This window comes from Lysinibacillus sp. A4, assembly GCF_024919535.1.
Taxonomy (GTDB): domain Bacteria; phylum Bacillota; class Bacilli; order Bacillales_A; family Planococcaceae; genus Lysinibacillus; species Lysinibacillus capsici.
The window spans coordinates 347,566-374,482 of record NZ_JANWTB010000001.1 but is presented as its reverse complement, the minus strand read 5'-3'; the positions used below and the strand labels follow the sequence as shown (position 1 = coordinate 374,482).

The 26,917-nt window shown below is 40.0% G+C and carries 29 protein-coding genes; 22 read left to right on the top strand and 7 right to left on the bottom strand.

Annotated features, from left to right (window positions below; translation table 11 throughout):
* Positions 1-9: 9 nt before the first annotated feature.
* Both NY607_RS02305 and NY607_RS02300 read right to left on the bottom strand, forming a co-directional pair.
* Entirely contained in the window at positions 10-684 is a 675-nt protein-coding gene (locus NY607_RS02305; protein ID WP_259419094.1) for an HAD family hydrolase, read from the bottom strand.
* 6 nt (positions 685-690) lie between these two features.
* The gene (locus NY607_RS02300) at positions 691-924 is read right to left on the bottom strand and encodes a cyclase (protein WP_237900322.1); all 234 of its coding nucleotides are present in this window, start codon (positions 922-924) and stop codon (positions 691-693) included.
* Positions 925-1,114: 190 nt separating this feature from the next.
* Between NY607_RS02300 and NY607_RS02295 the strand changes: the two genes are divergently transcribed.
* The 11 genes from NY607_RS02295 to ptsP all read left to right on the top strand — a co-directional run bounded on the left by NY607_RS02295 (position 1,115) and on the right by ptsP (position 11,743).
* Entirely contained in the window at positions 1,115-1,891 is a 777-nt protein-coding gene (locus tag NY607_RS02295; protein ID WP_259419093.1) for a hypothetical protein, read from the top strand.
* The gene (locus NY607_RS02290; RefSeq protein WP_048390347.1) at positions 1,888-2,244 is read left to right on the top strand and encodes a GntR family transcriptional regulator; all 357 of its coding nucleotides are present in this window, start codon (positions 1,888-1,890) and stop codon (positions 2,242-2,244) included. The genes NY607_RS02295 and NY607_RS02290 overlap by 4 nt, the downstream gene beginning before the upstream one ends.
* Positions 2,245-2,253: 9 nt before the next feature.
* The gene (locus tag NY607_RS02285) at positions 2,254-2,961 is read left to right on the top strand and encodes an ABC transporter ATP-binding protein (protein ID WP_066037440.1); all 708 of its coding nucleotides are present in this window, start codon (positions 2,254-2,256) and stop codon (positions 2,959-2,961) included.
* A gap of 87 nt (positions 2,962-3,048) precedes the next feature.
* Complete coding sequence (locus tag NY607_RS02280) at positions 3,049-3,969, top strand: ABC transporter ATP-binding protein (RefSeq protein WP_259419092.1); 921 nt, start codon at positions 3,049-3,051, stop codon at positions 3,967-3,969.
* Entirely contained in the window at positions 3,947-4,888 is a 942-nt protein-coding gene (locus NY607_RS02275; protein ID WP_259419091.1) for an ABC transporter permease, read from the top strand. Before NY607_RS02280 ends, NY607_RS02275 begins: the two co-directional genes overlap by 23 nt.
* A 179-nt stretch (positions 4,889-5,067) precedes the next feature.
* On the top strand, positions 5,068-7,011 hold the full coding sequence (nagE, locus tag NY607_RS02270; RefSeq protein WP_259419090.1) for an N-acetylglucosamine-specific PTS transporter subunit IIBC: 1,944 nt from the start codon (positions 5,068-5,070) through the stop codon (positions 7,009-7,011).
* Between the two features lie 97 nt (positions 7,012-7,108).
* Positions 7,109-8,269: an N-acetylglucosamine-6-phosphate deacetylase gene (gene nagA / locus NY607_RS02265; RefSeq protein WP_259419089.1), complete on the top strand. Its 1,161-nt coding sequence runs from the start codon at positions 7,109-7,111 to the stop codon at positions 8,267-8,269.
* 66 nt (positions 8,270-8,335) lie between these two features.
* Entirely contained in the window at positions 8,336-9,046 is a 711-nt protein-coding gene (locus NY607_RS02260) for a sugar isomerase domain-containing protein (protein ID WP_237900334.1), read from the top strand.
* Positions 9,047-9,066: 20 nt separating this feature from the next.
* Entirely contained in the window at positions 9,067-9,771 is a 705-nt protein-coding gene (locus NY607_RS02255) for a glucosamine-6-phosphate deaminase (protein WP_237900336.1), read from the top strand.
* Positions 9,768-10,034 (top strand): HPr family phosphocarrier protein, encoded by a 267-nt coding sequence (locus NY607_RS02250; protein WP_004229305.1) that lies wholly within the window; start codon positions 9,768-9,770, stop codon positions 10,032-10,034. Before NY607_RS02255 ends, NY607_RS02250 begins: the two co-directional genes overlap by 4 nt.
* Positions 10,031-11,743 carry a phosphoenolpyruvate--protein phosphotransferase gene (gene ptsP / locus NY607_RS02245; RefSeq protein ID WP_259419088.1) on the top strand — a complete coding sequence of 571 codons (1,713 nt, stop codon included), beginning with the start codon at positions 10,031-10,033 and terminating at the stop codon, positions 11,741-11,743. The genes NY607_RS02250 and ptsP overlap by 4 nt, the downstream gene beginning before the upstream one ends.
* Positions 11,744-11,785: 42 nt before the next feature.
* Here ptsP and NY607_RS02240 read toward each other — a convergent pair whose 3' ends face one another.
* Positions 11,786-12,457: an HAD family hydrolase gene (locus NY607_RS02240; RefSeq protein ID WP_237900944.1), complete on the bottom strand. Its 672-nt coding sequence runs from the start codon at positions 12,455-12,457 to the stop codon at positions 11,786-11,788.
* 72 nt (positions 12,458-12,529) lie between these two features.
* Positions 12,530-13,297 (bottom strand): sporulation protein, encoded by a 768-nt coding sequence (locus tag NY607_RS02235; RefSeq protein ID WP_054550900.1) that lies wholly within the window; start codon positions 13,295-13,297, stop codon positions 12,530-12,532.
* 111 nt (positions 13,298-13,408) lie between these two features.
* On the opposite strand from NY607_RS02235, the gene NY607_RS02230 reads away from it, so the two are divergent.
* The 3 genes from NY607_RS02230 to NY607_RS02220 all read left to right on the top strand — a co-directional run bounded on the left by NY607_RS02230 (position 13,409) and on the right by NY607_RS02220 (position 15,436).
* Positions 13,409-14,263, top strand: a complete 855-nt coding sequence (locus NY607_RS02230; RefSeq protein WP_259419086.1) for a LysR family transcriptional regulator — start codon at positions 13,409-13,411, stop codon at positions 14,261-14,263.
* Positions 14,264-14,339: 76 nt separating this feature from the next.
* Positions 14,340-15,074, top strand: coding sequence for an urease accessory protein UreH domain-containing protein (locus tag NY607_RS02225; RefSeq protein ID WP_259419085.1), 735 nt, complete (start codon positions 14,340-14,342; stop codon positions 15,072-15,074).
* A 41-nt stretch (positions 15,075-15,115) separates the two neighbouring features.
* A complete protein-coding gene (locus NY607_RS02220) occupies positions 15,116-15,436 on the top strand; it encodes a YnfA family protein (RefSeq protein WP_259419084.1) in 321 nt (106 codons plus the stop codon).
* A gap of 44 nt (positions 15,437-15,480) precedes the next feature.
* Here NY607_RS02220 and NY607_RS02215 read toward each other — a convergent pair whose 3' ends face one another.
* The 3 genes from NY607_RS02215 to NY607_RS02205 all read right to left on the bottom strand — a co-directional run bounded on the left by NY607_RS02215 (position 15,481) and on the right by NY607_RS02205 (position 18,749).
* Positions 15,481-16,245, bottom strand: a complete 765-nt coding sequence (locus NY607_RS02215; protein ID WP_131519861.1) for a class I SAM-dependent methyltransferase — start codon at positions 16,243-16,245, stop codon at positions 15,481-15,483.
* Positions 16,246-16,506: 261 nt separating this feature from the next.
* Entirely contained in the window at positions 16,507-17,883 is a 1,377-nt protein-coding gene (nhaC, locus tag NY607_RS02210) for a Na+/H+ antiporter NhaC (RefSeq protein ID WP_048390375.1), read from the bottom strand.
* Positions 17,884-17,984: 101 nt separating this feature from the next.
* Positions 17,985-18,749: a sulfite exporter TauE/SafE family protein gene (locus NY607_RS02205; protein ID WP_259419083.1), complete on the bottom strand. Its 765-nt coding sequence runs from the start codon at positions 18,747-18,749 to the stop codon at positions 17,985-17,987.
* Positions 18,750-19,139: 390 nt separating this feature from the next.
* On the opposite strand from NY607_RS02205, the gene NY607_RS02200 reads away from it, so the two are divergent.
* From NY607_RS02200 to NY607_RS02165, 8 genes are all read left to right on the top strand, one after another.
* A complete protein-coding gene (locus NY607_RS02200) occupies positions 19,140-19,760 on the top strand; it encodes a DUF47 domain-containing protein (RefSeq protein WP_004229078.1) in 621 nt (206 codons plus the stop codon).
* Between the two features lie 15 nt (positions 19,761-19,775).
* Positions 19,776-20,792 (top strand): inorganic phosphate transporter, encoded by a 1,017-nt coding sequence (locus NY607_RS02195; protein ID WP_004229076.1) that lies wholly within the window; start codon positions 19,776-19,778, stop codon positions 20,790-20,792.
* A gap of 447 nt (positions 20,793-21,239) precedes the next feature.
* Complete coding sequence (locus NY607_RS02190) at positions 21,240-21,938, top strand: response regulator transcription factor (protein ID WP_054550906.1); 699 nt, start codon at positions 21,240-21,242, stop codon at positions 21,936-21,938.
* On the top strand, positions 21,935-23,383 hold the full coding sequence (locus tag NY607_RS02185; RefSeq protein WP_054550907.1) for a HAMP domain-containing sensor histidine kinase: 1,449 nt from the start codon (positions 21,935-21,937) through the stop codon (positions 23,381-23,383). The genes NY607_RS02190 and NY607_RS02185 overlap by 4 nt, the downstream gene beginning before the upstream one ends.
* Positions 23,383-24,453, top strand: coding sequence for a LolA family protein (locus NY607_RS02180; RefSeq protein ID WP_131519863.1), 1,071 nt, complete (start codon positions 23,383-23,385; stop codon positions 24,451-24,453). Before NY607_RS02185 ends, NY607_RS02180 begins: the two co-directional genes overlap by 1 nt.
* Positions 24,454-24,462: 9 nt before the next feature.
* Entirely contained in the window at positions 24,463-24,684 is a 222-nt protein-coding gene (locus NY607_RS02175) for a hypothetical protein (protein ID WP_004229062.1), read from the top strand.
* A gap of 107 nt (positions 24,685-24,791) precedes the next feature.
* The gene (locus NY607_RS02170) at positions 24,792-25,007 is read left to right on the top strand and encodes a hypothetical protein (RefSeq protein ID WP_048390387.1); all 216 of its coding nucleotides are present in this window, start codon (positions 24,792-24,794) and stop codon (positions 25,005-25,007) included.
* Between the two features lie 103 nt (positions 25,008-25,110).
* A complete protein-coding gene (locus NY607_RS02165) occupies positions 25,111-26,886 on the top strand; it encodes a cation:proton antiporter (RefSeq protein WP_054550908.1) in 1,776 nt (591 codons plus the stop codon).
* Positions 26,887-26,917: the final 31 nt, after the last annotated feature.

Genomic DNA, 26,917 nt, shown 5'->3' with positions numbered 1-26,917 from the left:
GGAAGAGTCCTAGTTAAACAGGGCTCTTCCTTTTATTAATTGCTCAAATGAATGAATCACTGCATCAGGTTTAATGTCAGTAGGATTCGTGAGCCGATGAGGATTGTACCATATGCCCTTCATCCTTGCTCGCTGACAACCAGCAATATCTTTTGCTAAGTCATCCCCAACGAATAAGGCTTCATTTGGCTGAACTTGGAGCTGATGTAGAGCTAATTCAAATATGCGTTTGTCAGGCTTAGTTAAGCCTACTTCCTCCGAAATAAGGATAACATCAAAATAGCTAGCTAAACCTGTATGTGTGATTTTAGCCTTTTGTCGCTGTGTAGAGCCGTTTGTGATAATGCCAACTTGTACTTGCTTCTTCATCGTTTGGAGAACCTTCAACACATGTTGATCAATAGAAAAGCAATATGGAAACTGCTGATCCCAAAAATCTTGCATGTCATGGCGATGCAATTGAAAGGTTGATGGAAACGCATTAAAAAACGATGATAAAACATTGGTTTTATCGGCAATCCCATAGTCTCTTTTATCGTATTCCTTAAATTTTTCCAGCATGTCCTTTTTGAGCATACCCTGAATAACACCATAGTATTTTTCCAAAATAATATAAAACAGGTTATCGACAGCATGATCTCGATTAAGTAAGGTATCATCTAAATCAAATAGTATCGCTTTCAACGAGCTTCATGTCCTTTCTTGCTCAACAAGAGGTTTTCGTTTATGTTTTTCATTAATAATTTTTTTGTTTAAGATCGTTACCTTGCCAACCATGAGCAACCTCATATCTTCCACAATATACTTAGCTAGCTCTTCGTCCGATATGTCATCTCCATCAATATCAAGGCGAAAATCCTGCCCTTGTATGCCACCACCATTGGTAAATTCAATTTCAAAATCAAAGACAACTCTTTTATCCATTCAAGTACCACCTTACGCTTAGTGTTAGAGTGCTATCCATATATTCTGTGTTTAATAGGTGAATACCTTCTTTGAGCATAAGCTTAATTGTTGAGTAAACAAAATTTCCTTTTTCTTGTATTTACCACTTGCCAACAAAAAAGTCATAGTGTAATATGTGACTAGTACACTATGACACGAGGTGTTGTGATTGAAAAGCTTTACAGGACTTTTAAAAAAAGAATGGGTACTTTATCGCTCATGGTTTCTAGTAGGGATATTTATGGGACTTATGCTATCTTGGATCGTTCCATATATCTTACATCAGTATGTCGATCTCTTTGCACATGAGCATCAACTAGCATTTGCATTTACGATGCTCGTCCTTTTTCTAGGTGGATTCTATTCTATCTTACAATTTTTAGCATCGATGCGTTTGGATATTAAAGCAAAGGAGAGCTGGCTCCATTCAACAAGCTCTATCACAAAGCTTATCGGAGCAAAATTGGTTTGCTCATTAGTAGGTTATGTCCTCTTCACTATCCTTTTCACGAGTATAGCCATTTTCAATATTAAGGATGAGCTGATCGCGAGCGCTGGACAAATTTTATTAGTTTTGGTAATGATTGTTATTATATTGACAATTTTACAATTAATGCTATTTATCGTTCTTTTATTCTTTTTAGCTTTTTATTTGCAATTGAAGCGCATAATAGGTCGTTTTTCAATTGTGCTGACAATGATTGTGTTTTATGTAACCACAGCTGGTTGGGCGCGGGTAACGGAGAGTCAGCTGTATCGAACGATCTTCCTCCATGGGGAAGTTTCGCTTCAAAACATCGAACACTATCTACCAAAAGCGAAAGAATTGACGATGGAATGGATGCTTGGCTCGATATATGTCGTTGAGGAAATAGCCATTACGTTATTACTACTACTGCTGTTTTTAGCAGCATCGAAGTGGCTTGAAAGGGTGGTTTTACGATGACGATGGATTTTTCGCGTGACAAACCCATTTATAGCCAGCTTGTCGATCGAATTTGTGGAGACATTTTGAAGGGGAAGTTGGAGCTAGGTGATCGACTTCCCTCCGTTCGAGAATATGCAGTAGAAACAGGTGTCAATGTCAATACGGTGCAACGTGTATACAAGGAGTTAGAGGCAATGAATATAACGGAAACCAAACGAGGACAGGGTACATTTATTACGAGCAATGAGGAGCGCATTGAGTTATTGCGGGAAGAGATGAAAAATCAGCTGGCTGAAAATTTTTTAACATCGATTGAGGCATTAGGCTTTTCGAAGGAAGAGATGCTTGTAGTTTTGAAAAATAAAGCGTGAGGTGAAGGGATGTTACAGCTATCAAATGTATCTTTTCAATATAAGAAAAAGCCAGTTTTACAGGATCTATCCTTCTCCTTTCCAATTGGACAAATCATTGGACTAGTTGGGGAAAATGGTAGTGGTAAATCTACGCTTATGAAAGTTTTGGCTGGTTTACTGAGACCCACTGCTGGTGAGATCACACTAGAGGGTAAGCCAGTCACACGTAGAAGTGCTGACAAAATTGCTTATTTACCAGATACAGATTTATTTTTTGAGTACTACACGGGTGAACAGCTTTTCCAGCATTATGCTTCGCAATTTGAAGATTTTTCCTATGACAAAGCCTGTATCGTCGCACAATTTTTACAGGTAGATACACGCACAAAGCTACGCCAATTATCAAAGGGTAATCGTGGTCGCATGAAAATGGCTGCCACCCTTGGACGAGAGGTTCCTTATTATGTCATGGACGAACCATTTGCTGGGCTAGACCCAATTGTGAGAGAGCAGTTGATTAAAGGCTTAATTCAATTTACGGACATCGAAAATCAAACGATTTTGCTATCTACACATGAATTATATGAGGTAGAGCCTATTTTAGATCAAATTATTTTATTGCAGGCAGGATCAATCATGGCCTACGAGAATGTGGAAACATTACGCGATGTGGCTAATAAGGATGCAGTTGAGTGGATGAAAGGGTTTTATCGTCCTTCAGTAAAAGACAGCTAAAGGTGAAGAAAGAATCGTCAATAAAGCAATGTTGTCGTGCCAGACTGCATAATGCTCAGGCGAAATAGATTAGAAAGGGTGAAAAATATGACAGAACCGATTGTACAATTGCAAAATTTATCGAAAACTATTCGAGGAAAGCAATTAATTCAACAGTTAAACATTGATTTATATCCAGGCCAAATTACAGGATTTTTAGGACCGAATGGAGCGGGGAAAACAACAACAATCCGAATGATGACAGGGCTTATGCATCCAACAGAGGGCAATGTCATCATCGACGGGCTTTCACTGAAGGAGCATTACGAGGAAGCCATTAGTAAGGTTGGTGTGATTGTTGAAAATCCAGAAATGTATAAATTTATGTCAGGCTATAAAAATTTACTACATTTTGCACGTATGCATAAAAATGTAACAAAGGAACGAATTCAGGAGGTCATTCAACAAGTTGGGCTCGAAAATCGTATACATGAAAAGGTCTCTACGTATTCACTTGGTATGAGACAACGACTAGGATTAGCCCAGGCGTTATTGCACAGACCGAAATTTTTAATTTTAGATGAACCAACGAATGGCTTAGACCCTGCTGGTATTCGTGAGTTTCGTATGTACCTGCGTAAGATTGCTTCAGAAGAGGGCGTATCCGTCTTTGTCTCAAGTCACTTATTATCAGAAATTGAATTAATGTGTGATCGAGTGGCCGTGATTCAAAATGGGCAGCTAATTGATCTGCGCGATATTCACAATGAAAGCTCATCGTTTTATTATGTGGAGGCTGAGCCAAAAGAGCAGGTGTCTGCTTATCTGGAACAGTGTGACTTTAACTTTGTAGCAGAGAATCAAGGCTATGTGGTGGAAATGAAGAAAGAAGATGTTCCAGCTATGACTACACAACTAGTCCAAGCGGGTATTCAATTATTTGCCGTACAGCCACATCAAAAAACATTAGAGGATCAATTCTTAGAAATGACTGGAGGCGGACAAATTGCTGAAGCTAATTCAAAATGAGTGGATGAAATTATGGCATAAAAAAGGAACATGGGCAATGGTGGCTATGCTGATTGTTGTCATTATTGTTCCTGCTGGAATCACCAAATATTATGAAGTAAAATCCCCGACGGAAGGCTCATGGCAGGACATAGAGCAGGAGGCCATTCAATCCTATAAAGAGACGCTAGCAGGTGAGGATTTAACGGAGGAAGATAAAGCATACTTTCAAGAGCAGATGGCTATTTCTGAATATCGTTTAGCGAATGATGCACCAAGTCAAAAAGATAGTAGTCTTGCAAGCTTTATGTCCTTTACAAGCGGTATGCTTACGCTTGTTACTTTATTTACAGTCATTACCGCAGCTAGTATTGTATCGAGCGAATTTTCAACAGGGACGATTAAAATGCTCTTAACGCGTCCAATGTCCCGTGCCAAAGTGTTGACGTCAAAATTACTGACAACATTCCTTTTTGGTTTGCTATTGTATGTGGTCAATGTGGTGGTAAGTGCCCTTATCGGCTTAGTCTTGTTCGGCATGGGAACAGGTGTGGAATTAGAAATGGTCAATGGACAGATCGTTGAAAAGGCCGTATGGAGTGATTTAGCCTATCATTACCTATTATCTGGTGGCGATTTTGTGATGTCTACATTATTTGCCTTTTTGATTGGTTCAGTATTCCGTTCAAGTTCATTAGCAATCGGTTTAACGATGTTCCTTTCTTTTACAGGCGGCATGATAGTTATGTTCTTAAGCCGATACGACATCGTCAAATATATTTGGCTCACACATTCTGATTTAACACAGTATGAGCATGGTGGTGGCTCCATGATTGCTGATGTGACGTTGCCCTTCTCATTAACAGTACTTGCTATTTACGCAGTAGTTTTCCTTGTCATTAGTTATTCAACCTTTATGAAACGTGATGTCACGGCATAAGCTAAAGAAGAACTGTGCCCTAATTTTGGATTAGGGTGCGGTTTTTTTGTTTAACATCACGAAATATTAAAAAAGTATTTATTTTTTTTTGAATTGCGCCTATAATAATAGCAACTTAGTGAAAACGCTTTTTTTTTTACTAAAGTGGTCTAGACAACTATACCAAAGGGGGATAAAGAATGTTTGCTTTCTTACAAAAAATTGGTAAGTCGCTCATGTTTCCAATCGCAACATTACCAGCAGCAGCATTACTATTGCGTTTAGGTTCAGCGGATATGCTTGGGGCCATACCGAATGAAGCCATCCAGTACATTGCTAGTATTATGGCCGCTTCTGGTGATGCTATACTAGGGAATTTACCAATTATTTTTGCTATCGGTATTGCGATGGGATTTGCACACGATAGTGGTGGCGGCGCAGCTCTAGCGGGTGCGATTGCGCATCTTGTTTTAGTCGCCGTTTTAGAGACTGTTAACGAAGAATTAAATATGGGTGTGTTTGGTGGTATTATTGCCGGTATTACGGCAGGCTTATTATATAACAAATATTATAATGTGAAATTTCCAGAATGGTTATCATTCTTCGGTGGACGGCGCTTTGTACCGATTATTACGTCCATCACCATGGCAATTTTAGGTAGTATTTTAGCGATTGTTTGGGGACCAATTCAAGGTGGCATTGATGCTTTCGGCAATTGGATGATCGGTGCAGGATCACTTGGCGTAGGGATGTATGGCTTTTTCAACCGTCTATTAATTCCAGTGGGTCTCCACCATGTAATCAATACAATTATTTGGTTTGATTTCGGTGAATTTACAAATGCTGCAGGCGAAATCGTGAAAGGGGATATTAACCGTTTCCTAGCAGGAGACACAACAGCTGGACATTTCCAAGCTGGTTTCTTCCCAATCATGATGTTTGGCTTACCAGCAGCCTGTCTAGCAATGTATTTTGCAGCGAAAAAAGAAAAGCGTCCAATCGTTGGAGGGATGTTCGTTTCCATCGCTTTAACAGCCTTTTTAACGGGTGTTACAGAGCCTATTGAATTTTCCTTTATGTTCTTATCACCAGTTCTTTATGGTATTCATGCTGTATTAACAGGTATTTCATTGGCTGTGGCCTATCTTGTTGGGTTCCGTGATGGCTTTGGCTTCTCTGCAGGCTTAAGTGACTACCTACTAAACCTTGGTCTGGCAGATAAACCATGGCTCTTATTACCTTTAGGTTTAGGCTTTGGGGCGATTTACTTTGTAGTATTCTATTTCTTAATCAAAAAATTAGACTTAAAAACACCTGGACGTGAAGACGATGAGGATGAGGATGGCGAAGTAAATGCTATTGCTGATGATATCGATTTACGTGCATATTATACAATTGAAGCATTAGGTGGAAAAGACAATATTAAGCAGGTGGATTATTGTACAACCCGCTTACGCTTGTCTGTACTGGATTCTGCTAGCGTCGATGAAAAAACATTGAAGCAAACAGGTGCAAGAGGAGTTATGCGTATTAGTAAAACCAATGTCCAAGTAATCATTGGGACATCCGTGGAGTTTTTAGCTGAAGCCATCAAAGAACGTTTGAAAAAAGGCAATCCAGCACCAGCCAATGCAGGACTTCCAGTTGCACAGCCTGTCCTGGAAGAAACGGTGAAGAATGACACGGTGACATTCCGTGATTTCGAAATGCCAATGACGGGCGATTTATTACCTTTAACAGAAGTGCCTGATGAGGCATTTTCAGCAGGCTTGATGGGCCCAGGTTTCGGGATACGTCCGACAGATGGTGCAGTCTATGCACCATTTGATGGTCAAGTAGTGATGGTGTTCCCAACAAAGCATGCAATTGGCTTAAAATCTGATACGGGCATTGAAGTATTAATTCATGTTGGCTTAGATACAGTCAAACTAAATGGTGATGGTTTTGATCTGTTCGTTACAGATGGTCAAAAAGTTAAGCGTGGGGATGCGTTATTAAAAGCAGACATTGTACAGATTGAAGAGCAAGTACCTTCTGTCATCACACCAGTTGTCTTTACAAGTTTAATGGGGCAAGAGATTACACTTGAAAAGACTGGCTATCAACGAGCAGGCTCAACGAATATTATTACAATGAAGAAGTAACGACTAATGGGGCTGTTAGCGAAGGTATACAGAGGCAATGCGCTATTGCACACGGATGCCTTTTCGACAGCCCTTGTTCAAGAAGGAGATGTTTTTCTTGAGTTTACTCATTCGAAATATCACAGTAGTGAATGGCAATGGACGAGATGAGCAGGTTGATGTATGGATGAAGGATGGTAAAATTGCGCTAATTGCTCCTCAGCTTGATATCCACGATGTAGAACAGCTTGATGGTTCAGGGAAGTTTTTATTGCCAGGATTTATTGATATGCACATTCATGGATCCGCTCAAATGGATACGATGGATGCTTCTGATGAAGGGCTTCATACAATGGCTCAATCCCTTTTAAAAGAAGGAACGACAAGCTTTTTAGCTACAACGATGACACAAAGCTATGACAACATTGAACGAGCTATTGAAAATGTAGCACAGTTCCAGCCACAGCCAGACGAAGCAGAGGTACTCGGTATTCATATCGAAGGGCCATTTGTTTCAAAGCAGCGAGCAGGGGCACAGCCGCTTGAATATATTGTCGAGCTAGATTTGGCTATATGGACAAAGTGGCAGCAACTAAGTGGCCATAAAATTAAGCAAATTACACTAGCACCAGAAGAACCAAATGGCATGGCAGCTGTGCAAAGTATTTCTGCTAGCGGTGTCATTGTTTCAATTGGTCACTCGGATGCGACCTTTGAGCAAATGCAACAAGCGGCTCAATTAGGTGCCACACAGGGGACACACTTATATAACCAAATGCGTCCATTCCACCATCGAGATCCAGGTGTAGTTGGCGGTGTCCTGTTGCTAGATGCGATTAAAGCAGAACTGATTGTTGACTTTATCCATATGCATGAAGGCGCGGTGGAAATGGCCTACCGCTTAAAGGGAGCAGACGGGCTTATTTTAATTACCGATGCCATGCGTGCAAAGGGAATGCCTTACGGAGCATATGATTTAGGTGGTCAAACAGTTCATGTGACAGAAGCAGGCGCTCATTTGTCAAATGGATCATTAGCAGGCAGTATTTTAAAAATGGATCAGGCTGTACGGAATATGCATCACATTACGAATTGTACGCTGGAGGAGCTTGTCAAAATGTCCAGCTTTAATGCTGCCGAGCAATTGAAGCTAGGTAATAAGGGTCAGCTTATACAAGGCTTTGATGCGGATGCAGTGATTTTAGATGAACAATTAAAGCTCCACCAAACGATTAAGGCGGGCAAGGTCTTATATGATGCAAATTCAAGTGGACAATAGTTACTAATATGCAGCAGGTATACAAACATCTTGCATGAAACGATGGAAATGAAAAGGTGATAGAACATGAATACCTATTTTCAACAAGTAAATCGATATTTAACAATGGTGGCACAGCAGGAAAGCAACCAACTTATGCATATTGCCAAGCAAATTGTTAAACGTCTCACAAAGGGAGGCATTATCCAGCTCTTTGGCTCTGGTCATTCCATGCTATTAGCACAGGAATGTTACTACAGAGCAGGTGGCTTAGTGCCTGTCAAACCGATACACATAGAATCGTTAATGCTACATCAGGGTGCACGGCAATCCTCACAAAATGAAAAAAAACAGGCTTTTTTAGCCTTCTATAAGGATCAGCTGCAATTTGATGACCAAGATGTTTGTATCATCATTTCAACCTCTGCCAATAATCCAGTGCCCATTGATATGGCTATCTATGCAAAGGAAGCGGGCGCTTTGACCATTTCACTGCAATCACTGGAATATCAGCACCAGCCATCGCGCCATCCGTCAGGCAAGCGTTTAGAACAAGTAGTAGATGAAGTTTTGAATACGCATGTGCCATTAGGTGATGGTGTGTTAACCGTTGACCAATTGCAGTATGCCCCTGTATCAACGGTGTTAGGTGCGACTTTATTAAATGCTTTATTCGCTCAAATCATTGAGCTTATGCATGCACAGGGCACTAGTGTACCAGTGTTTGGTAGCAGTAATTTAGGGGAAACTAATAACGATGCGCTTATTGATCAGTATGGTCAGCGTATTCATTTCTAGGATACAAAGGAGGATATGTGGTGAAAGTAAAAAGATTTTCCTCAATGGATGATTTATATTCACATGCAGTAGCGACCATCGTTGAAGCCAAAAATAATGGCGCCACAACGTTCGGGTTAGCTACTGGTGGGACAATGGAACCACTATATGCTAAAATCTGTAAAACAGATATTGATTTTTCACATTGTATTAGCTTTAATTTGGATGAGTATGTTGGGCTTGAGGCAACTCATCAGCAAAGCTACGCCTATTATATGAACAAACATTTATTGAACCAAAAACCATTTTTAGCATCGTATTTACCAGATGGATTAGCAGTAGATCCTTTAGTGGAAACAGCTCGCTATGAAGGATTACTGCAACAATATCCCTTAGATTTCCAACTGCTTGGTATCGGTCAAAATGGTCATATCGGCTTCAATGAGCCTGGTACGTCATTTGCTTCTTTAACACATCTTGTAACACTCGAAGAATCTACTCGTCAAGCTAACGCGCGTTTCTTTTCATCCATTGACGAAGTGCCAACACAGGCATACACGATGGGTATTCAATCGATTATGCGGGCAAAATGCATTTTGTTACTCGCAGTGGGAGAAGCTAAGCGTGAGGTGTTAGAGCGTTTACTGGCATCTGATTATACAGAAGACGTACCTGCAACTGCTTTATCAAAACATCCAAATGTAATGGTTTTAACAGACTTACAAGAAGAGGAGAATAAATTATGAAAACACAACAATTTACAGTAGTCGATCCTTTAGGTATTCATGCACGACCAGCGAGCCAGCTTGTGGCAAAAGCAACACCATTTGCTTCATCTATAGAAATACGCACAGAAGAAAAAGCAGCTAACTTGAAATCAATCTTAGGTGTGATGGGATTAGCCTTAAAGCAAGGTTCACAATTTACACTTGTTGTAGAGGGGGAAGACGAAGAGCAAGCATTAGCAGCACTAACGACACTCATCACGGAAATGGGGCTTGCACAATGACACGACTCACTGGTATTGCCGCTTCAGACGGCATTGCCATTGCGAAAGCATATCGTTTCGTCCAACCAGATTTAACATTCGCTAAAACAACTGTTCATGATATCGAGGCAGAGCAGAAACGTTTAGCAGCCGCTCTTGCCAAAGCAGAGCAAGAACTGATTGTCATTCGACAGCAAACATTCGAAAAATTTAGTGCAGAAGAAGCCGCAATTTTTGAGGCACATTTATTAGTGGTTCATGATCCCGAATTAATTGGGCCTATCAATCAAAAAATTGCAGACGAAGCGGTAAATGCGGAGTATGCATTGCATGAAGTAAGCAATATGTTTGTGGCATTATTTGAAGGTATGGATGACGAATACATGAGTGCCCGTGCATCAGATATTAAAGATGTGACAAATCGCATATTAGCACATTTACTCGGAGTACATATTCCAAATCCAAGCAATATGAACAAACAGGTAATTATCGTAGCGAATGATTTGACACCTTCAGAGACAGCCCAATTAGATCGCAACTATGTTCTCGGTTTTATTACCGATATTGGTGGGCGTACATCCCATTCGGCCATCATGGCTCGTAGCTTAGAAATCCCAGCAGTCGTAGGGGCAGGGGTTGCTACGACAACAATTCAGGATGGCGATACTATAATTGTTGACGGTTTGACGGGTCAAGTCCTAGTGAATCCAAGTGCCGATGTGATTGCAGACTATCAGGAAAAGGCACAAAAATATCGGGTACAGCAGGCGGAATGGTCTACTTTAGTGAATGAGCAAACCGTTTCTAAAGATGGCGTGCATGTTGAGCTAGCGGCTAATATTGGATCGCCAAATGATTTGGATGGTGTATTGCGTCATGGAGCAGAGGGAATTGGCTTATATCGAACAGAGTTTTTATATATGGGCAGAGAAAATTTACCCTCTGAGGAAGAACAATTTACAGCGTATAAAACAGTCTTGGAAGGAATGAAGGGCAAGCCAGTTGTTATTCGAACACTCGATATTGGTGGCGACAAGCACCTGCCATATTTACCTTTGCAAGAAGAAATGAATCCATTCCTTGGTCACCGTGCCATTCGTCTATGTCTTGACCAGCAGGAGTTATTCCGCACACAATTGCGAGCACTACTGCGAGCATCTGTCTATGGAAACTTAAAAATTATGTTCCCTATGATAGCGACCATTCAAGAATTTCGTGCGGCTAAAGCCATTTTGCTTGAGGAAAAGGAAAAGATGATAGCTGGAGGGATTGCAGTAGGCTCTTCCATCGAGGTCGGGATGATGGTTGAAATTCCCTCGACAGCCGTAATGGCAGATACTTTTGCCAAAGAAGTGGATTTCTTCTCCATCGGCACAAATGATTTAATTCAATATACAATGGCGGCAGATCGGATGAATGAAAAAGTTTCTTATTTATATCAACCCTATAACCCAGCCATATTACGTTTAATTCAAATGGTCATTAAAGCTGCCCATCAAGAACAAAAATGGGTAGGAATGTGTGGAGAAATGGCTGGCGATGAGCATGCTGTTCCACTATTGCTAGGCCTAGGCTTAGATGAGTTCTCCATGAGTGCTACGTCTATTTTAAAAACGAGTGCCTTGCTAAAGCAATTATCTGTCCCAGAGATGCAGGCTTTAGCAACAGAGGCATTACAGCTAGCGACAGCTGAAGAGGTGCTAGAAAAAGTAAAGCAAGCTGTGACATAAGATAGAACAAAAACCCATCTACTTATTGGTAGATGGGTTTTTTTAGCATGATGGGCTGAAAGAGTCAATGAATATCGGTATTTCTAATAAATCCTCCACGATGGCATCCGCTTGAACATGTTGCCATTGTTTATCTTTTTTCCAAATGCCCTTCATTCCCACATGTTGAGCACCTTTGACATCATTCACAGGATGGTCGCCGATAAAAACGCATTCATGAGGAAGGACATTTAGCTTTTCGATGGCATTTAAAAACAGTTGAGGATCGGGTTTTTTCATTCCTGCCCATTCAGAAACGAAAATGACATCAAAATAATGTTCAATGGCTAATGCCTTTATAGTGTCCATCTGAAAATGCCCATAGCCATTCGTAATTATGCCTAAAGCCAACTGATCCTTTTTCAATTGTTCTAGCATAGGGATAAGGTTAGGAAAAGGGACACAGCTATATTTAAATTCGTTTAGGTAATCTTGAAGAAGTTCTTCCCACGTAATAGGAACAAGTTGAAATTCTTCTACTAATTGCTGATAGACATGGTCCTTCCAAACGTAGCCCCGCTTATCTAATTGGATAAAACGAGTTATATATTGTTCTTTTGGAATGGAGCCTAGTACCTCCTTTAACCGCTCATATTGCTGCTCAATGAAGAGTTCGACAGATGCATCTCTATTTAATAATGTTCCGTCTAAATCAAATAATGCCGCTTTCATCATCATCCTTTTCACCCCTCCTATTTGATCATAAAAAAAGTAGCTGAAGTAAGGCTTCAACTACTTTTTAGTTCATTAGGCATGCTTTGAAATGATTTGCTGAAGCTTTGCTTGCAGTGTCGGTAGGTCATGCATCGTAACCGTTGTGCGAACATAGCTTTCATCCATATCTAATGCTTCAGCAAAAAAGCTACCAATGCCCTTTACTTTGCGATCAATTTGCATGAAAATCTCTGCAGAATGGTTGGATTGAGAAAGGAAAACTAATTCAAGCTCATCTAAATGGCCTCTATATTGTCCAGTGGGTACAAATTCAAATTCCTGGACAAATGGATAGTAGCCGCGGAAGCGTGAAGGAGCTTGTTCACATTCAGCTTCACGTAAACGGAAACCTAATCCACGAATCGCATCTAATATATGACCTGCTAATGCTGTTGGCTCGACACGAATATAATCCTTATCACTCGGATCGACCGCATTTTTAATATCAAGGCCCGTTTGAATCCATACCTGTGTTTTACCTGCACTAATTGGTGTTTCAAATGGCAATGTTAGTGAAATAGGGAAGATTTTTTCCTCGCCCGCGCCCAGTGTGAAAGGCTCTGTTACTTTAACCTTCTGCAGTGCGGCAACCTCTGTATGTTTGTGATCATTCGACTCACGGATATACGTCGTATTGACGGATAGGTAAATCGTGTCGACCTGTTGCTCAACTTGACCGCCACGTACAATGATTTCCCCCTGCATGACCTCTCCAGCACGATAAGTATCCTTCTCCAATCTTGTATCCACTGTCGCTGAACCTATACCAATACTTGCTAATGCTTTATGAAAAAAAGACATCTTTCATTCCTCCTACTGACATCGTTAGCTATACATACGCTTATGTTGAAAAAAGGTTTCAAGACTTACAAATTTTTCGTTATACTAGTTGAAAACGAAAGAGGGATGGCGATGGAGACAGAGTGGCTACGCACATTTATAGTGGCAGCACAAACTGAAAACTTTCGAGAAACAGCTGAAAAACGATTTATTACACAATCGACTGTAACGAAGCATATCCAACATTTAGAAAGGGCATTGCAAACCCCATTATTTAATCGACAGAGCAAACAGGTGACGTTAAATCAGCAGGGTGCTTATTTTCGTCTGCAGGCACAAAAAATCCTGTCCGCTTTAGATGAAGGGCTACAACAAATGGATTCCTTCGTAAAAGGCTACACCGCTAAGCTTACGATTGGCGTTGCTCCGCAAATAGCGAATTCAACATTACCAGCTATTATTACAGCATTTCAGCATCGAAAGCCCTCTACTCAGATAGTGATAGAGCTTTTAAAATCCAATGAAATTGGGGAAGCGGTATTTACTGGTGTAATCGATATGGGCTTATCCAAATTAACCTCAACTCGTGAGCTTCACACAGTGATGCTCGCACAAGAACCATTGCATTTAATTGCTCCTATTACTAAAAAGGAATATGATGCTTTCACCCTTTTACAGCAGGAAACGCTTCTCACACATGAATATGCGCCCTATTGGCAGGAAGTACAACAGGTGCTACAGCAATTTACTAGCCATCAAACAATGCATATTAATCAAACAGAGGTAATTAAGCATTTCGTCAAGCATGGTCTTGGTATTGCCTTGCTGCCTAAGAGTGTAATTGAAGCAGATTGTCAGCAAAATCTTCTGCATAGCTATTCAGTAAAAGAATTTTCTCATATTGTATCGGATACTTACTTGCTTACAAAGTATGTCTCGGCTGATTATGATGATTTTTTAGTAGCGTGTAATAGCGTGTATGGGTAAAGCCGTTTTCTGCACTGTTTATTCATAATGTACCTTTATACTATTTTAGTATAAATAATAGATAGAGGGTGTTTAGATGTATAGTATATTGTCCACCATTAGTCAGTTGATTAGTGAACCGCTTACGCAATTTGTACAGGGCTATGAGCATTCTGCCCTGATGATGGCCATTCTTCTTGGCTTGATAGGCGCCTTTGCTCCATGTCAGTTAACAGGTAATATGAGTGCCATTACATTTTACGGCAATCGAACACTTCAAAAGAGCAGTAATTGGCAAGAAATTATGTTTTTTATTGTGGGGAAAGTGGTTGTTTTTAGTGTGCTTGGCTTTTGTGCTTGGCTTTTTGGGCAATCATTTGAAACAAAGATGACCGTTTATTTTCCAATCTTTCGTCAGGCTATTGGGCCGATGATGCTGCTAACAGGGCTGGTGCTAATCGGTTTATTCAAATTAACCTTTCTACAACGTTTAACATCGCTGCTGCCGCCTGTAGTAAAAGAGGGGAAATTTGGCTCGTTCTTAATCGGCGCTAGTTTTTCTATTGCCTTTTGTCCCACTATGTTTGTTCTATTTTTTGTATGGTTAATGCCCCTTGTGGCAAGCACTTCCTATGGGTTGCTTCTACCTAGTATTTTTGGCGTAGCGACCGCTGTACCGCTCATCATCATGCTTCTGTTGATCTATGTCTTTGATGCCAAGCGTATTATCCTACGAAAAAGCATGAAGATGGGAAGAGCTATTCAACTAACAGCAGGTATCCTATTAATTTTAATCGGAATAACGGACACCATTACATATTGGAGTATGTAAGACATGTATAATAGAGAGAAAATGAGAAAGAGAGATACAGTATGATCGCTATATTATTATTTATTTTTGCAGGAATTGGTGAAATAGGTGGGGGCTATTTAATTTGGCTTTGGTTACGAGAGGGTAAACCTTTTTATTGGGGCATTATTGGCGGTATTGCACTTGCTCTGTACGGCGTTGTTGCAACATTCCAGTCCTTCCCTACCTTTGGCAGAGTTTATGCAGCCTATGGTGGGGTATTCATCGTGTTGTCTATTTTATGGGGGTGGGGCATTGATGGCAAAAAGCCCGATCATTTAGACTTTATTGGCGCAGGGATATGCTTAATAGGCGTCATTGTAATATTGCTGCCTCGCTCTTAGCATTGAAAAAAGGTTACTACAACAGAATAGTAACCTTTTGTAATCTATTTTTTACGAGCAATAAAGCGCAGACGATAATAATCAATGACCCATTCATTCTGTTGGAAACAAGTTGGCTTTAATAATTCCTCACATGTCGCATAAACCTGCTCTTTCTCATCAGCCTTTAAGTGCTGTAGAAGATTTTCACTAAACATGACCAACCAGTTGCGAAGCCCATCCTGCCCTTGAAGTGGTGTAGGGCGTTTATAGAGTGTGATATTCTCGACCTGAAAGCCTGCCTTTTCTAATTTTGATTGATATTCCTCGACGCTTGGAAAATACCAAGGGAAATAGTGGTCGATATAGGGAAATTGTAAAGTTTCCATACTTTTTTGCAGAGCCCAAATGATAGATGCAATATTGCCTTGTCCACCCATTTCAGCAACAAAGCGTCCACCGTTCTTCAGTGCACCATAGACATTTTCGATAACTACATCAGGTTCCTTCATCCAATGAAGTGCGGCATTGGAGAAAACGGCATCAAATTGCTGAGAAAAGTGCATCGCTGTAGCTTCCATCGTTTGAAAGTTAATGGCAGGATATTTTTGCTGAGCAGCTAAAATCATTGTAGCCGACGCATCTACTCCGAGCACAGAAGCTCCAAGTGCTGATATGTCATTAGCCAAATCTCCTGTACCACAACCCACATCTAAAATATGTTCATTTTTTTGCGGCGCTAGTAGATCGACTAAGCTTGTACCCAATTTTGACACGAAATCATGCTTTTCATCATATAAATGAGCATTCCATTTTGTTTTTGTTGTCATCCTCTTTCATCTCCTTTAGTAGAGCATAGCAAAGGAGGTCATCCAACAGAAATGCGAAAAATCATGAATTTTGATTCCAAATTGGAATGATAGCTTTCTCTCCAACAGCTAGCTTTACACGCTATCAAATTTCCGATCCGATAAGGGATTAAAATTATTTTATACAACACATAGTCAAGGTAGTAAGAAATGGTGTTTCCATAAAAATTTTGAGTAAAATAAAAAGGTAGCTGGTGTTTTTTCAGCTACCTTTTGCTATGGTTAAAGCTTTGTTAATGTTTTGCCACTCCAGCCAAACAAGATCGTTAGAATTGGTCCTAGTAAACAGAAGAAGGTGAACGGTAGGTAATCCAGTGTGGAAATACCGAGGACACTTGTGATAAAAATACCACAAACACTCCAGGGTACAAGTGGGTTGACGACCGTACCTGCATCCTCCATGACGCGTGAAAGGTTTTTTGGTGCAAGCCCAACCTTTGCAAATTGTGCCTTAAAGGCCTCACCAGTTAATAGAATGGATAAGTACTGTTCACCGATCAATGTATTAACACCGATGCCGGTGATGGCAGCGCCTGTAATAACAGAACCAGCACTTTTAAATAAGCTTTCGACCTTCGCTAAAATGCTTTGAATAATGCCTAGTGTGAATAAAAGGCCACCCATTGTTAAGGCAAGTAAGACAAGCGCGATTGTAAATAGCATACTATTCATCCCACCACGAGTGAGCAAGGCATCTACCTCTTTATTACCAGTTTGAGAGACATAGCCATCAAACAGAATTTTGAAGACATCTGAAGCGGGAACTGGGTCAAGTAAAGAGCCAAGACCTACTCCAATAATGGACACAACAGCCAATGTAATGACTGCAGGTGCCTTGTAAAAAGTCATGATTACGAGAACAACAATTGGCAATAATGTATACCAATGAATAAGTCCTGTAGACAGTAAACCCCCTTTAAATTGCTCCACTGTCTCAAAGGATGTAGCAGCTCCTGTTGGGGAGATAATAGCATAGAGCACAAAGGAGATAAGAAAAGCAGGGATGGTTGTCCAGCCCATATTTTTAATATGCTCAAAAAGGTCTACACCAACTGTACCAGAAGCAAGATTGGTTGTATCGGATAATGGAGACATTTTATCACCAAAGAAGGCCCCAGAAACAATCGCTCCAGCTGTAATGGTTAGCGAGATATCCATAGCTCCGGCAATGCCCATAAATGCTACACCAACCGTTGCGACAGTTGTCAGAGAGCTTCCAATTGAAATACCAACGATACTACAAATTAAAAACACGATAGCAAAGAAAAAGTTTGGCGACACAGTTAAAAAGCCATAATAGATAAGGGTTGGGATCGTTCCACCCATAATCCAGCTGGAAATTAAAATGCCAATAAAAAAGAAAATAAAAACGGCGCCAAGTCCAGCGCTAGCACCAGCAATCATACCACCCTCAAGATCGCGAAAGGGTACTTTTTTCAGTAATCCATAAGCCAGTAAAAGGGCAATCACAAGAAAAATCGGGATATGCGGCGTAGCCTTTAAATAGCCAATACTATAAGCCATTATGGCGATAATTAAAATAGTGATAAAGCTTGCCTCAAGAAATCGAGGGTTACTCTTTGCTTCTATTCGAAACATGTGAATCCTCCTAATAAATACTTCTGCGCTTCAATGCGGTGAAGCCCAAAAGTATTATAGCACGCTAATATTTTTTGTCAATTGACTGAAAATTGGCGGTCTCAATGAAAGAAATAATCCCAGGCATTTTTCAAAATCAATAAACATGTCATGACAATAAAGATGACCCGCATCATGCTCGTTCCACGCTTCAGCGCAAATTTGGATCCAAGGATTGCCCCAAAGATCATGACAAAGCCCATCGAAAAACCATAGAGAAAATGAACTTCTCCTAAAATTAAAAACATGATTAATGCCGCTAAATTTGAGGTGAAATTAAAAGCTTTCGCATTACCAGCAGCTTGGAGAAAATCATAGCCCATCATTAATAGAATAAAAATGAAAAATGAACCCGTACCTGGTCCAAAAAAGCCATCGTAAAAGCCAATTGCCGCAAATGCACCTATATAGGCTAAATGTTTGACTGTACTAAGTACACGCTCTTGATATTGCTGTCCCCAATCTTTTTTAAACATTGTATAAGCAGCTACAAGGACGAGCATAACAAGCATAAGTGGTTTTAAAATAGCAGGGGATACAAGATGGACAGTAAAGGCACCGAGTAAAGATCCTACAAAGATAAAGGGGAGGATTTTTCCAATTTTCTTGAAGTCTACTTTACCTGCACGTAAAAAAGTTAGCATACTTGTACCATTACTAATGGTATTGGCCAGTTTATTTGTGGCAATAGCTGTACTTGGAGGTAAACCAACAGCCATTAATGCAGGTAAGGAGATGAGCCCACCACCTCCAACAATCGCATTTAAAAAAGAGGCGATAAAAGCAAGTAGTAATAATATTGTGAGTGAAAGTAAATCAATATCCATAAATATGCTCCCATCTTTCTTCATCGCGTTTTAACATAGCGTACTGCGAAAGTCAAAAAATCACAATGAAATTCCAACATTTTCATGTAAATTTTGTTTACAATTCCTTAACATTTCACAAGGTAAACAAATAAGCAGGAAAAAGTTTATTTCAAGTATTTTTATAAAAATAAAAGAAAAAATGGGCGTTTTTAAAGAAAAAATCGTGATTTTTAATATTTGATTTCCAACGTTTGCAACTTTGAAAATAGCTTGAAAATAAATGTGGCAAATTTTATATTACAGTTTTGTAAAATCAACAGCTAAGTGTTTAAAATTTTGTTGAATTGTGTAAATGTTTTGTTATGATGGTTCAGAAATCGACAATATTTTTTCAACAGGAGGAACAGGATGTTCAACTCAAACAAGCAAGATCCATTTTTTCAATCACTATTAAAAATCGCGAAAAACGTGAATGAGGGTATTTACTATGCTCATAATGCACGTATTCAAGATATAGATGCACTAAAAGAAATCGCAGATACAATGAAGCAATACGAAACAAGTGGCGATAAATTAATCCATGAGCTAATTGTTATGCTGAATAAATCTTTTATGACGCCAATTGAGCGTGAAGATATTTTAGCCTTAGCCAATAAATTAGATGATGTAATTGATGGAATGGAAGGCTGTATTGCGCACTTCAATATGTACAACCTAACAGAAGTAACAGAGCCAATGCGCCAATTCCTCACATATATTGCGAAGAGTACAGATGAAATGGTACAAGCCATGGAACTGTTAAATAGTAAAAAGCTTGTGGAAATGCGTAAACATGCTATTCAAATTAAGGACAATGAACGTGAATGTGATGAAATTTTCCGTTCTTCGATGAAGCAATTATTCATCCAAGAAAAAGACCCAATGCGTTTGATTGTTTTCAAGGATATTTATGAGCAATTTGAAGACATTGCGGACAGCTGTCAAACAGTAGCAAACACAATTGAAACAATAATTATGCGTAATGCATAAGATGGAGTGTACGAAATGGATACGATCTTATTAATCACCATATTAGTCGTTATTTTCGCACTTGTGTTCGACTTTATTAACGGCTTCCATGATACAGCCAATGCGATTGCTACCTCTGTATCGACCCGTGCCTTAAAGCCACGTACTGCGGTTTATATGGCAGCAGTAATGAACTTCGTAGGAGCGATTACATTCGTTGGGGTAGCCAAAGCCCTAACAAAAGATATTGTGGACCCATTTTCTTTAAATGCCTATGATGGCGATATTACAGGTTCTGTTGTGATTTTAGCAGCCTTATTATCTGCCATTACATGGAATTTATTAACATGGTATTTTGGGATTCCATCGAGTTCTTCTCATACATTAATAGGTTCTGTTGCGGGGGCAGCTATTGCCGCAGCAGGATTTGATATTTTGAACTATGCTGGGTTTATTAAAATTCTTCAAGCACTTATTTTTTCACCATTACTAGCGTTCGCAGCTGGTTTCCTGATGATGACATTATTAAAAGTCATCTTCAAAGATATGAATTTATATCGAACGAATAAAGGCTTCCGTACAATGCAAATTGGGACAGCAGCCTTACAATCCTTTACACACGGGACAAATGATGCGCAGAAGGCAATGGGTATTATTACCTTGGCGCTAATCGCCGGCGGCCTACACCAAGGAGATGATATTCCTTTCTGGGTACGTTTTGCTGCAGCAACTGCGATGGGTCTTGGTACATCTGTCGGAGGCTATAAAATTATCAAAACGGTTGGCGGTAAAATCATGAAAATCCGCCCAGTAAATGGGGTAGCAGCAGACTTAGCTTCTGCATCGATTATCTTTGGTGCCACATTAATCCATTTACCAGTTTCTACAACACATGTAATTTCTTCATCCATCATGGGTGTCGGAACAGCACATCGTGTTAAAGGCGTTAAATGGGGGATGGCACGTAAAATCGTTACAACATGGGTCATCACGATGCCAATCTCTGCTGTCATGGCAGCATTGATTTACTATATTCTAAGTTTATTTTTCTAGTTCGCTTAGGAATGCACAATCACAGTGCATTCCTTTTTTAATGGGATAAAAATGAAGGATGTAGCGGATAGAACCGGCAAAGTGAAGGATAGCCCGGTTAAAGTAGTGGATAGGAGCGGCAAAGTGAAGGATAGCCAGGACAGTAGTGGATAGAACGGCAAAAGTGGCGGATAGCTCGGTCAAGTAGCGGATAGGAGCGGCAAAGTGGCGGATAGCCTGGTTAAAGTACCGGATAGAACGGTAAAAGTGAAGGATAGCCCGGTTAAAGTGGCGGATAGCCCCACAAAATTGGCGGATAGCCCAGGCAGGAAGAAAACTGCTTCGATGAAATCGGTAGCCTCCTCCCCTTGTATAAAGTGCGGATACGCTCTAAGGTAATTATAAAGAAAGTGTAAAGTTCGGAGAAAATCGTTTTTTCCGTAGTAAGGTGAATGCAGGAGGAAAATGATGAAGGAAAAATTACTACTGATTGAGGATGATACAGCGATTGGGCGCATTGTGAAGGATACGCTAGAACAGGAGGGCTATTGTGTGACATGGGCTACTACGGGCCTTGAGGGACTGGAAGATTTTCAAACGCAACCTTTCGATTTAGTGCTAGTGGATTGGATGCTGCCAGAAATGGATGGGTTAACGGTTTGTCAAAATATCCGTTGGGAGAGTGATGTGCCAATCCTAATGATGAGTGCCCGCAAGGAAGATGCGGATAAGGTGGAGGGCTTGCAGGGGGCAGACGATTATATCGCTAAACCATTTAGCTTAGAAGAATTAAAGGCACGAGTTGCCTCTCATCTTAGACGCTGGCGACGCTACCACAAACAAGACGTGATAGAAGAGCATACTGCCTATGCGAATGGTTTAACAATAGATTGGCAACGACAAATAGTATGTGTTTATCAGCAAGAAATTGCATTAACTCAAAAGGAGTTTGCCCTTGTTAGGCTGCTAGCTAAAAATCCGAGTCAAACCTTTACAAAAGAAGAACTGTATCAGCATATTTGGCAGCAAGCAACGTTAGAGGACACTCATACTGTCACAGTGCATATCAAGGCATTGCGCGAAAAGCTCAAGGATTCTGTGAAAAACCCAAATTTCATTCAAACTGTGTGGGGTAAGGGCTACCGTTTTATTGGTGAACCATTATGAAAATAAAAGCGTGGTTACTAATTATGTTTTTTATTGTAATGGTCATACCCATAGTAGGAGCTTATAGCCTTTATGTGTGGATTAATGCTTATTACCAAGATAAAAATGTGGCGGAGTACTTTGACAAGTGGACAGAGCTAAATCAGGTAAAAGATGTCGTTGACAATCCAGTGCTTTATCAAAAAAATGCCGATTTTGAGGAGATAGAGGAACTTACCAATGAGAAGCTGGCGATTACCCTCTATACGAAATCTGGCTATGTTTTATATTCCTCCAACCCTTTGCTAACGGGCTATGTAGGGAAAGAGCGTATGTTAAATGGTTTATATGATTTACAGCAAGCATACAACGCCTTTACATACAAGGAGCCTGTATATCTAAAAGGTGATTTGCTTGGCATCTATGAAATTCAATTAATACGAACAGATTGGGTAAAGGGTGTAGAAAAGCGTTCATGGCTTGTCATCGCAAGCACGATCCTGTTGTTTCTTATCATTTATTTAACTGTCATCTTGTTGCTTCATCGGAAACTGAATCGGCCATTAGGTGAACTGATGCAGCACATGCGTCATTTTGCGAAAGGTCAGCATGTTAAATCAACTCTAAGCGTAAGAAAAGATGAGATTGGGGCACTCGCCAAAACATTTGAGGCGATGCAGGTTGAAATTGAAAAGACTCGGGCTTCCTTAAAAGCGGAACAACAGCAAAAAGAAATGATGATTGCAAGTATTTCCCATGATTTGAAAACACCCCTTACAGCCATCCAAGCCTATGCGGAATCTTTACAAAATAAAGGCTTATCAGAACAGCAGGTGGCAGAATATCAGCAGGTCATCGTTACGAAGGCAGATCGGATGAAGCATATGCTAGAGGATTTAATGATGTTTACCTTACTTCAATCAACGAACTATACATTAGAGCTCATTGCTGTGGATGGAGAAGAATTTTTTGACATGGCCTTGTCTGACTATGAACCGTTATGTGAGGAAGAAGGATTTACATTAAAAGTCTTCTGTGCCGTGGATGGACTCTATGCTGTGCATCCTAAACAACTTCAGCGTGTCATTGATAATTTATTGAGCAACGCCTGGCGTTATGGGGAAAAGGGGACAACAATAGGCTTAGCGGCAGTCAATGCTGGAAATGATCCCGAATGGGGCTTTGATTTCTTGAAGTCTGCTTTAAACAAGCAAGAAGGTATGTATATAATTGTGCAAAATCACGGAAGAGGCATACCACAACAGGACATTGTTAAATTATTCGAGCCAATGTATCAAGCAGATTATGCGAGATCAAAGGCTGGTGAACGAGGAACAGGACTAGGCTTAAATATTACAAAACAAATTATTGAAAAACATGGGGGTACTGTCGAACTGCTTTCTAGAGAGAACATTGGAACAGCGGTAATTTGCTGGCTACCACCTTATAAAGGAGTAAATGAATGATGAATTGGAAAAGATCTTGCCGAGCAGCAGGCTTAATTGCTGTTATGACATTTAGCTTGGTGGGCTGTAATTCAGAGGCAACTTATACACCTCAGGAAATTATCGACCAAGCCCTTCAAGAATCGAAAGAGCCACTCACTTATTATGGCGAATATACGTTAGATATGGGAGAGCTAGGTGGTAAAGCTCAAGTGAAGGAATGGGTAAAGGATAGCAATAGACGGATAGAAATGACAGGCGATAATGGTGAACATGTTATCACAGTCAAAAATGATGCTAAAGTGATTAGCTATGATGTCACTGAAAAAACAGCCTACACAATGGATTATTCACAACCCGAATTAGACAGCTTGCAATCACCTAAAGATCAGGTACAGCTTATTTTTAATATGGTTAAAGATACGCATGATATTAAGATAGCAGGAGAAGAGAAGGTTGCAGGTAGAGATACCTATAAAATCGTCGCAAAAACGAAGAATACGGAATCGTTATTCGGCGATATTGAAGCTTGGATTGATAAAAAGACTTGGCTGACATTAAAAATGAAGACAGATAGTGCAGGGACTCATATGCTCACTGAATATTCTAAGATTAATTTTGGTGAAAAAATAGATGCTCAACAATTTACACTAGATCTACCAAAGGATGTAACGATTCAGGAAATTAGCGGACAGGATACTTCTGAATCCGTTTCATTGGACGACGTAAAGCAGCAGCTTGAAAAGTTTTTATTAGTACCAGAAGTAAATGGTCTAACGTTAGACAACATATCCATGGTTAAAGGGATAGAGGAACGACCAGAATACTCTTTCGATTATGTTTTAGATGGAGAGCTAGCCTTTTTTGTCACGATTTTTAAAGCAGATGCTAGTGTTGCAGATATTGGTCCCATTTTAAATGAAAAAGAAATAGATATTCGAGGACAAAAAGGCACTGTTATGGATGGTGAAAATTTCCGTTCCCTTGCTTGGCAAGAAAACGGCTACCAATATAGTATGGTTGGGCAAAATCCAGAATTAACAGTTGAGGATCTTTTAAGCTATGCGCAACAAATGACCGTTGTACAATGAGGTGATACTATGAAAAAAGCGCAAGGACTAAAATGTCTGGCATTATTTTTATTTACCACTATTTTCTTATATGGGGTAGGAGAAACATATGAGGTGTCTTGGCTACAATTTCACTTTACGGGACAATATCAGGATGTAGGCTTTTATTTCAGTTTTACATCCCTCATTCCAATATTAATTGGATTGTTAATGGTGGGTCTATATGAATCATTGTTAAAAAGATTCATCTAAATAATTAGGAGCAGGATCAGAGTGGAGGATCCTGCTTTTTTATGGTAGAAATAGAATTAGTATATTACAATATTTATATAAAGAGGATATAATAGGAGGTTTCTTCAGTGGCTACATTTCTACATGGCTTTGCTCAACAACTCATTTTCCCCTTGTTTATGATTTTATGCTTTTATTTCACATTAACTTATTTTCATCATCTAAAGACAGGTGATGATCGTGGTATTAAGAACACAAAATGGGCTGCAGTGGTATGTTTAGCTTTCGCTTTGGTTGCACCAGCGCTTTATAATGTGATTACGTTTATGGTCATGATGAGGTAAAGTGATAATTTTGGCACAATACGTACATAATGTAAGGTAACAGGTTTAGTCCTTCTAAAATGAGGGAATATACATTCATCCTAGGATATTGTAGGTGGTACATATGTTTGACAATTTACTATTTCAGTTACCTTTTATTATTTTTATCGGTTTGTTTTCACAGTGGTTAGCATGGCGTTTTCGCATGCCTGCCATTGTCATTATGAGTATCGCTGGGCTAATTATTGGTCCATTTACAGGGTTAGTGTCTCCTAAAGAGACATTTGGCCCTATTTTTCATACCATTATTTCTCTGGCAGTTGCCGTTATATTATTTGAAGGAAGTTTAAGCCTTGATTTTCGAGAAATACGTGGCTTTAAGAAGTCCATATTGCGTATTTCCACAGTAGGGGCAGCCATCGCTTGGATTGCAGGCTCTACTGCCGCGCATTTTGTTGCAGGGCTATCATGGCCAGTCTCTTTTGTCATTGGTGGATTATTTATTGTGACAGGTCCAACCGTTATTTTGCCTTTATTGAGACAAGCAAAATTGAAGGAGCGACCAGCAGCTATCTTAAAGTGGGAAGGCATCGTTGTAGATCCTTTTGGCGCATTGTTAGCGCTATTTGCGTATCAGGTCGTTTTGGGTATATATCATTTAGAAGGTGGGACATCTCTTACCGTTTTCTTTGTTTCCGCCTTTTTAGCCGCCCTGTTAGGAGGGGTCGTCGGTTATGTAATGGGGCAATGCTTGGAGCGTGGTTTAATTCCAGAGTTTTTGAAATCACCTTTGTTACTTGCTACTATTTTACTTGTTTTTGCCCTAAGCGATGCCATCATGCACGAGACGGGCTTACTGGCTGTGACAGTGATGGGGCTTGTGATGGCAAATATGCATTTAACAAGCCATCATGAGCTGTTGCATTTTAAAGAAAATATTTCGGTTATTTTAATTTCAAGTGTCTTTATTATGCTGACGTCGTCTTTAACCATCGATACGTTATGGCAAATCGTTGATTGGCGTATGCTACTATTCGTGCTAGCAATGATGTTTATTGTTCGACCGTTATCAATTTGGATTGCAACCATTAATACGGGCTTAACATTGGAAGAACGGGCCTTAATTGGGTGGATTGCACCGAGAGGGATTGTAGCATTAACCGTTTCAGGTTACTTTACAACGGCACTACAAGACGTAGGTTTTCAAAGTGCACAATTATTAACAGCGCTCACATTAGCACTTGTTTTTGCGACAGTGGTTGCCCATGGCTTTAGCATTGGCTGGCTTGCGAAAAAATTAGATCTACAAGCTTCCACTGGGAAAGGTATTGTGATTGTAGGCGCTTCTCCATTTACAACACAGCTTGCAACGTCCCTGCAAAATAACGGAATTGATGTGTTGATGATGGATCGTGCATGGGAAGATTTATCTGCTGCTCGACAAAATGGTATTAAGACGGAAACAGGTGATATTTTAAGCGAGCATACTGAGTTTTATGTTGATTTAACCCCATATGATCAACTAATTGTAGCAACAAAGCAGGACGCCTATAATGTCCTTGTTTGTGCAGACTTTGTTCCAGAATTAGGGCGTCTCAATATTTTTCAAACGGCTTTACATTCTACAGACCCTAAAAATTACTCACGGAAGTACGGGGGACAGCTTCTTGTCGATGCACAGCATGATATTCATCAGCTCAATGAACTGATAGAGCAAGGTGCACAACTTCGTCAAACGAAAATTACAGAAGTATTTACATGGAAGGATTATGTAGAACAAAATCCTCATGCCGTCTGGGTGTATGCTATAACACAGGATGGAGCTATCGTGTTGGATATGGTCAATAAATATGACGATATAAAACATGAACCACATACTATTATTAGTTTAATTCGCTAAAACCAGCCACCTGTTTGTGCAGGGCGGCTGG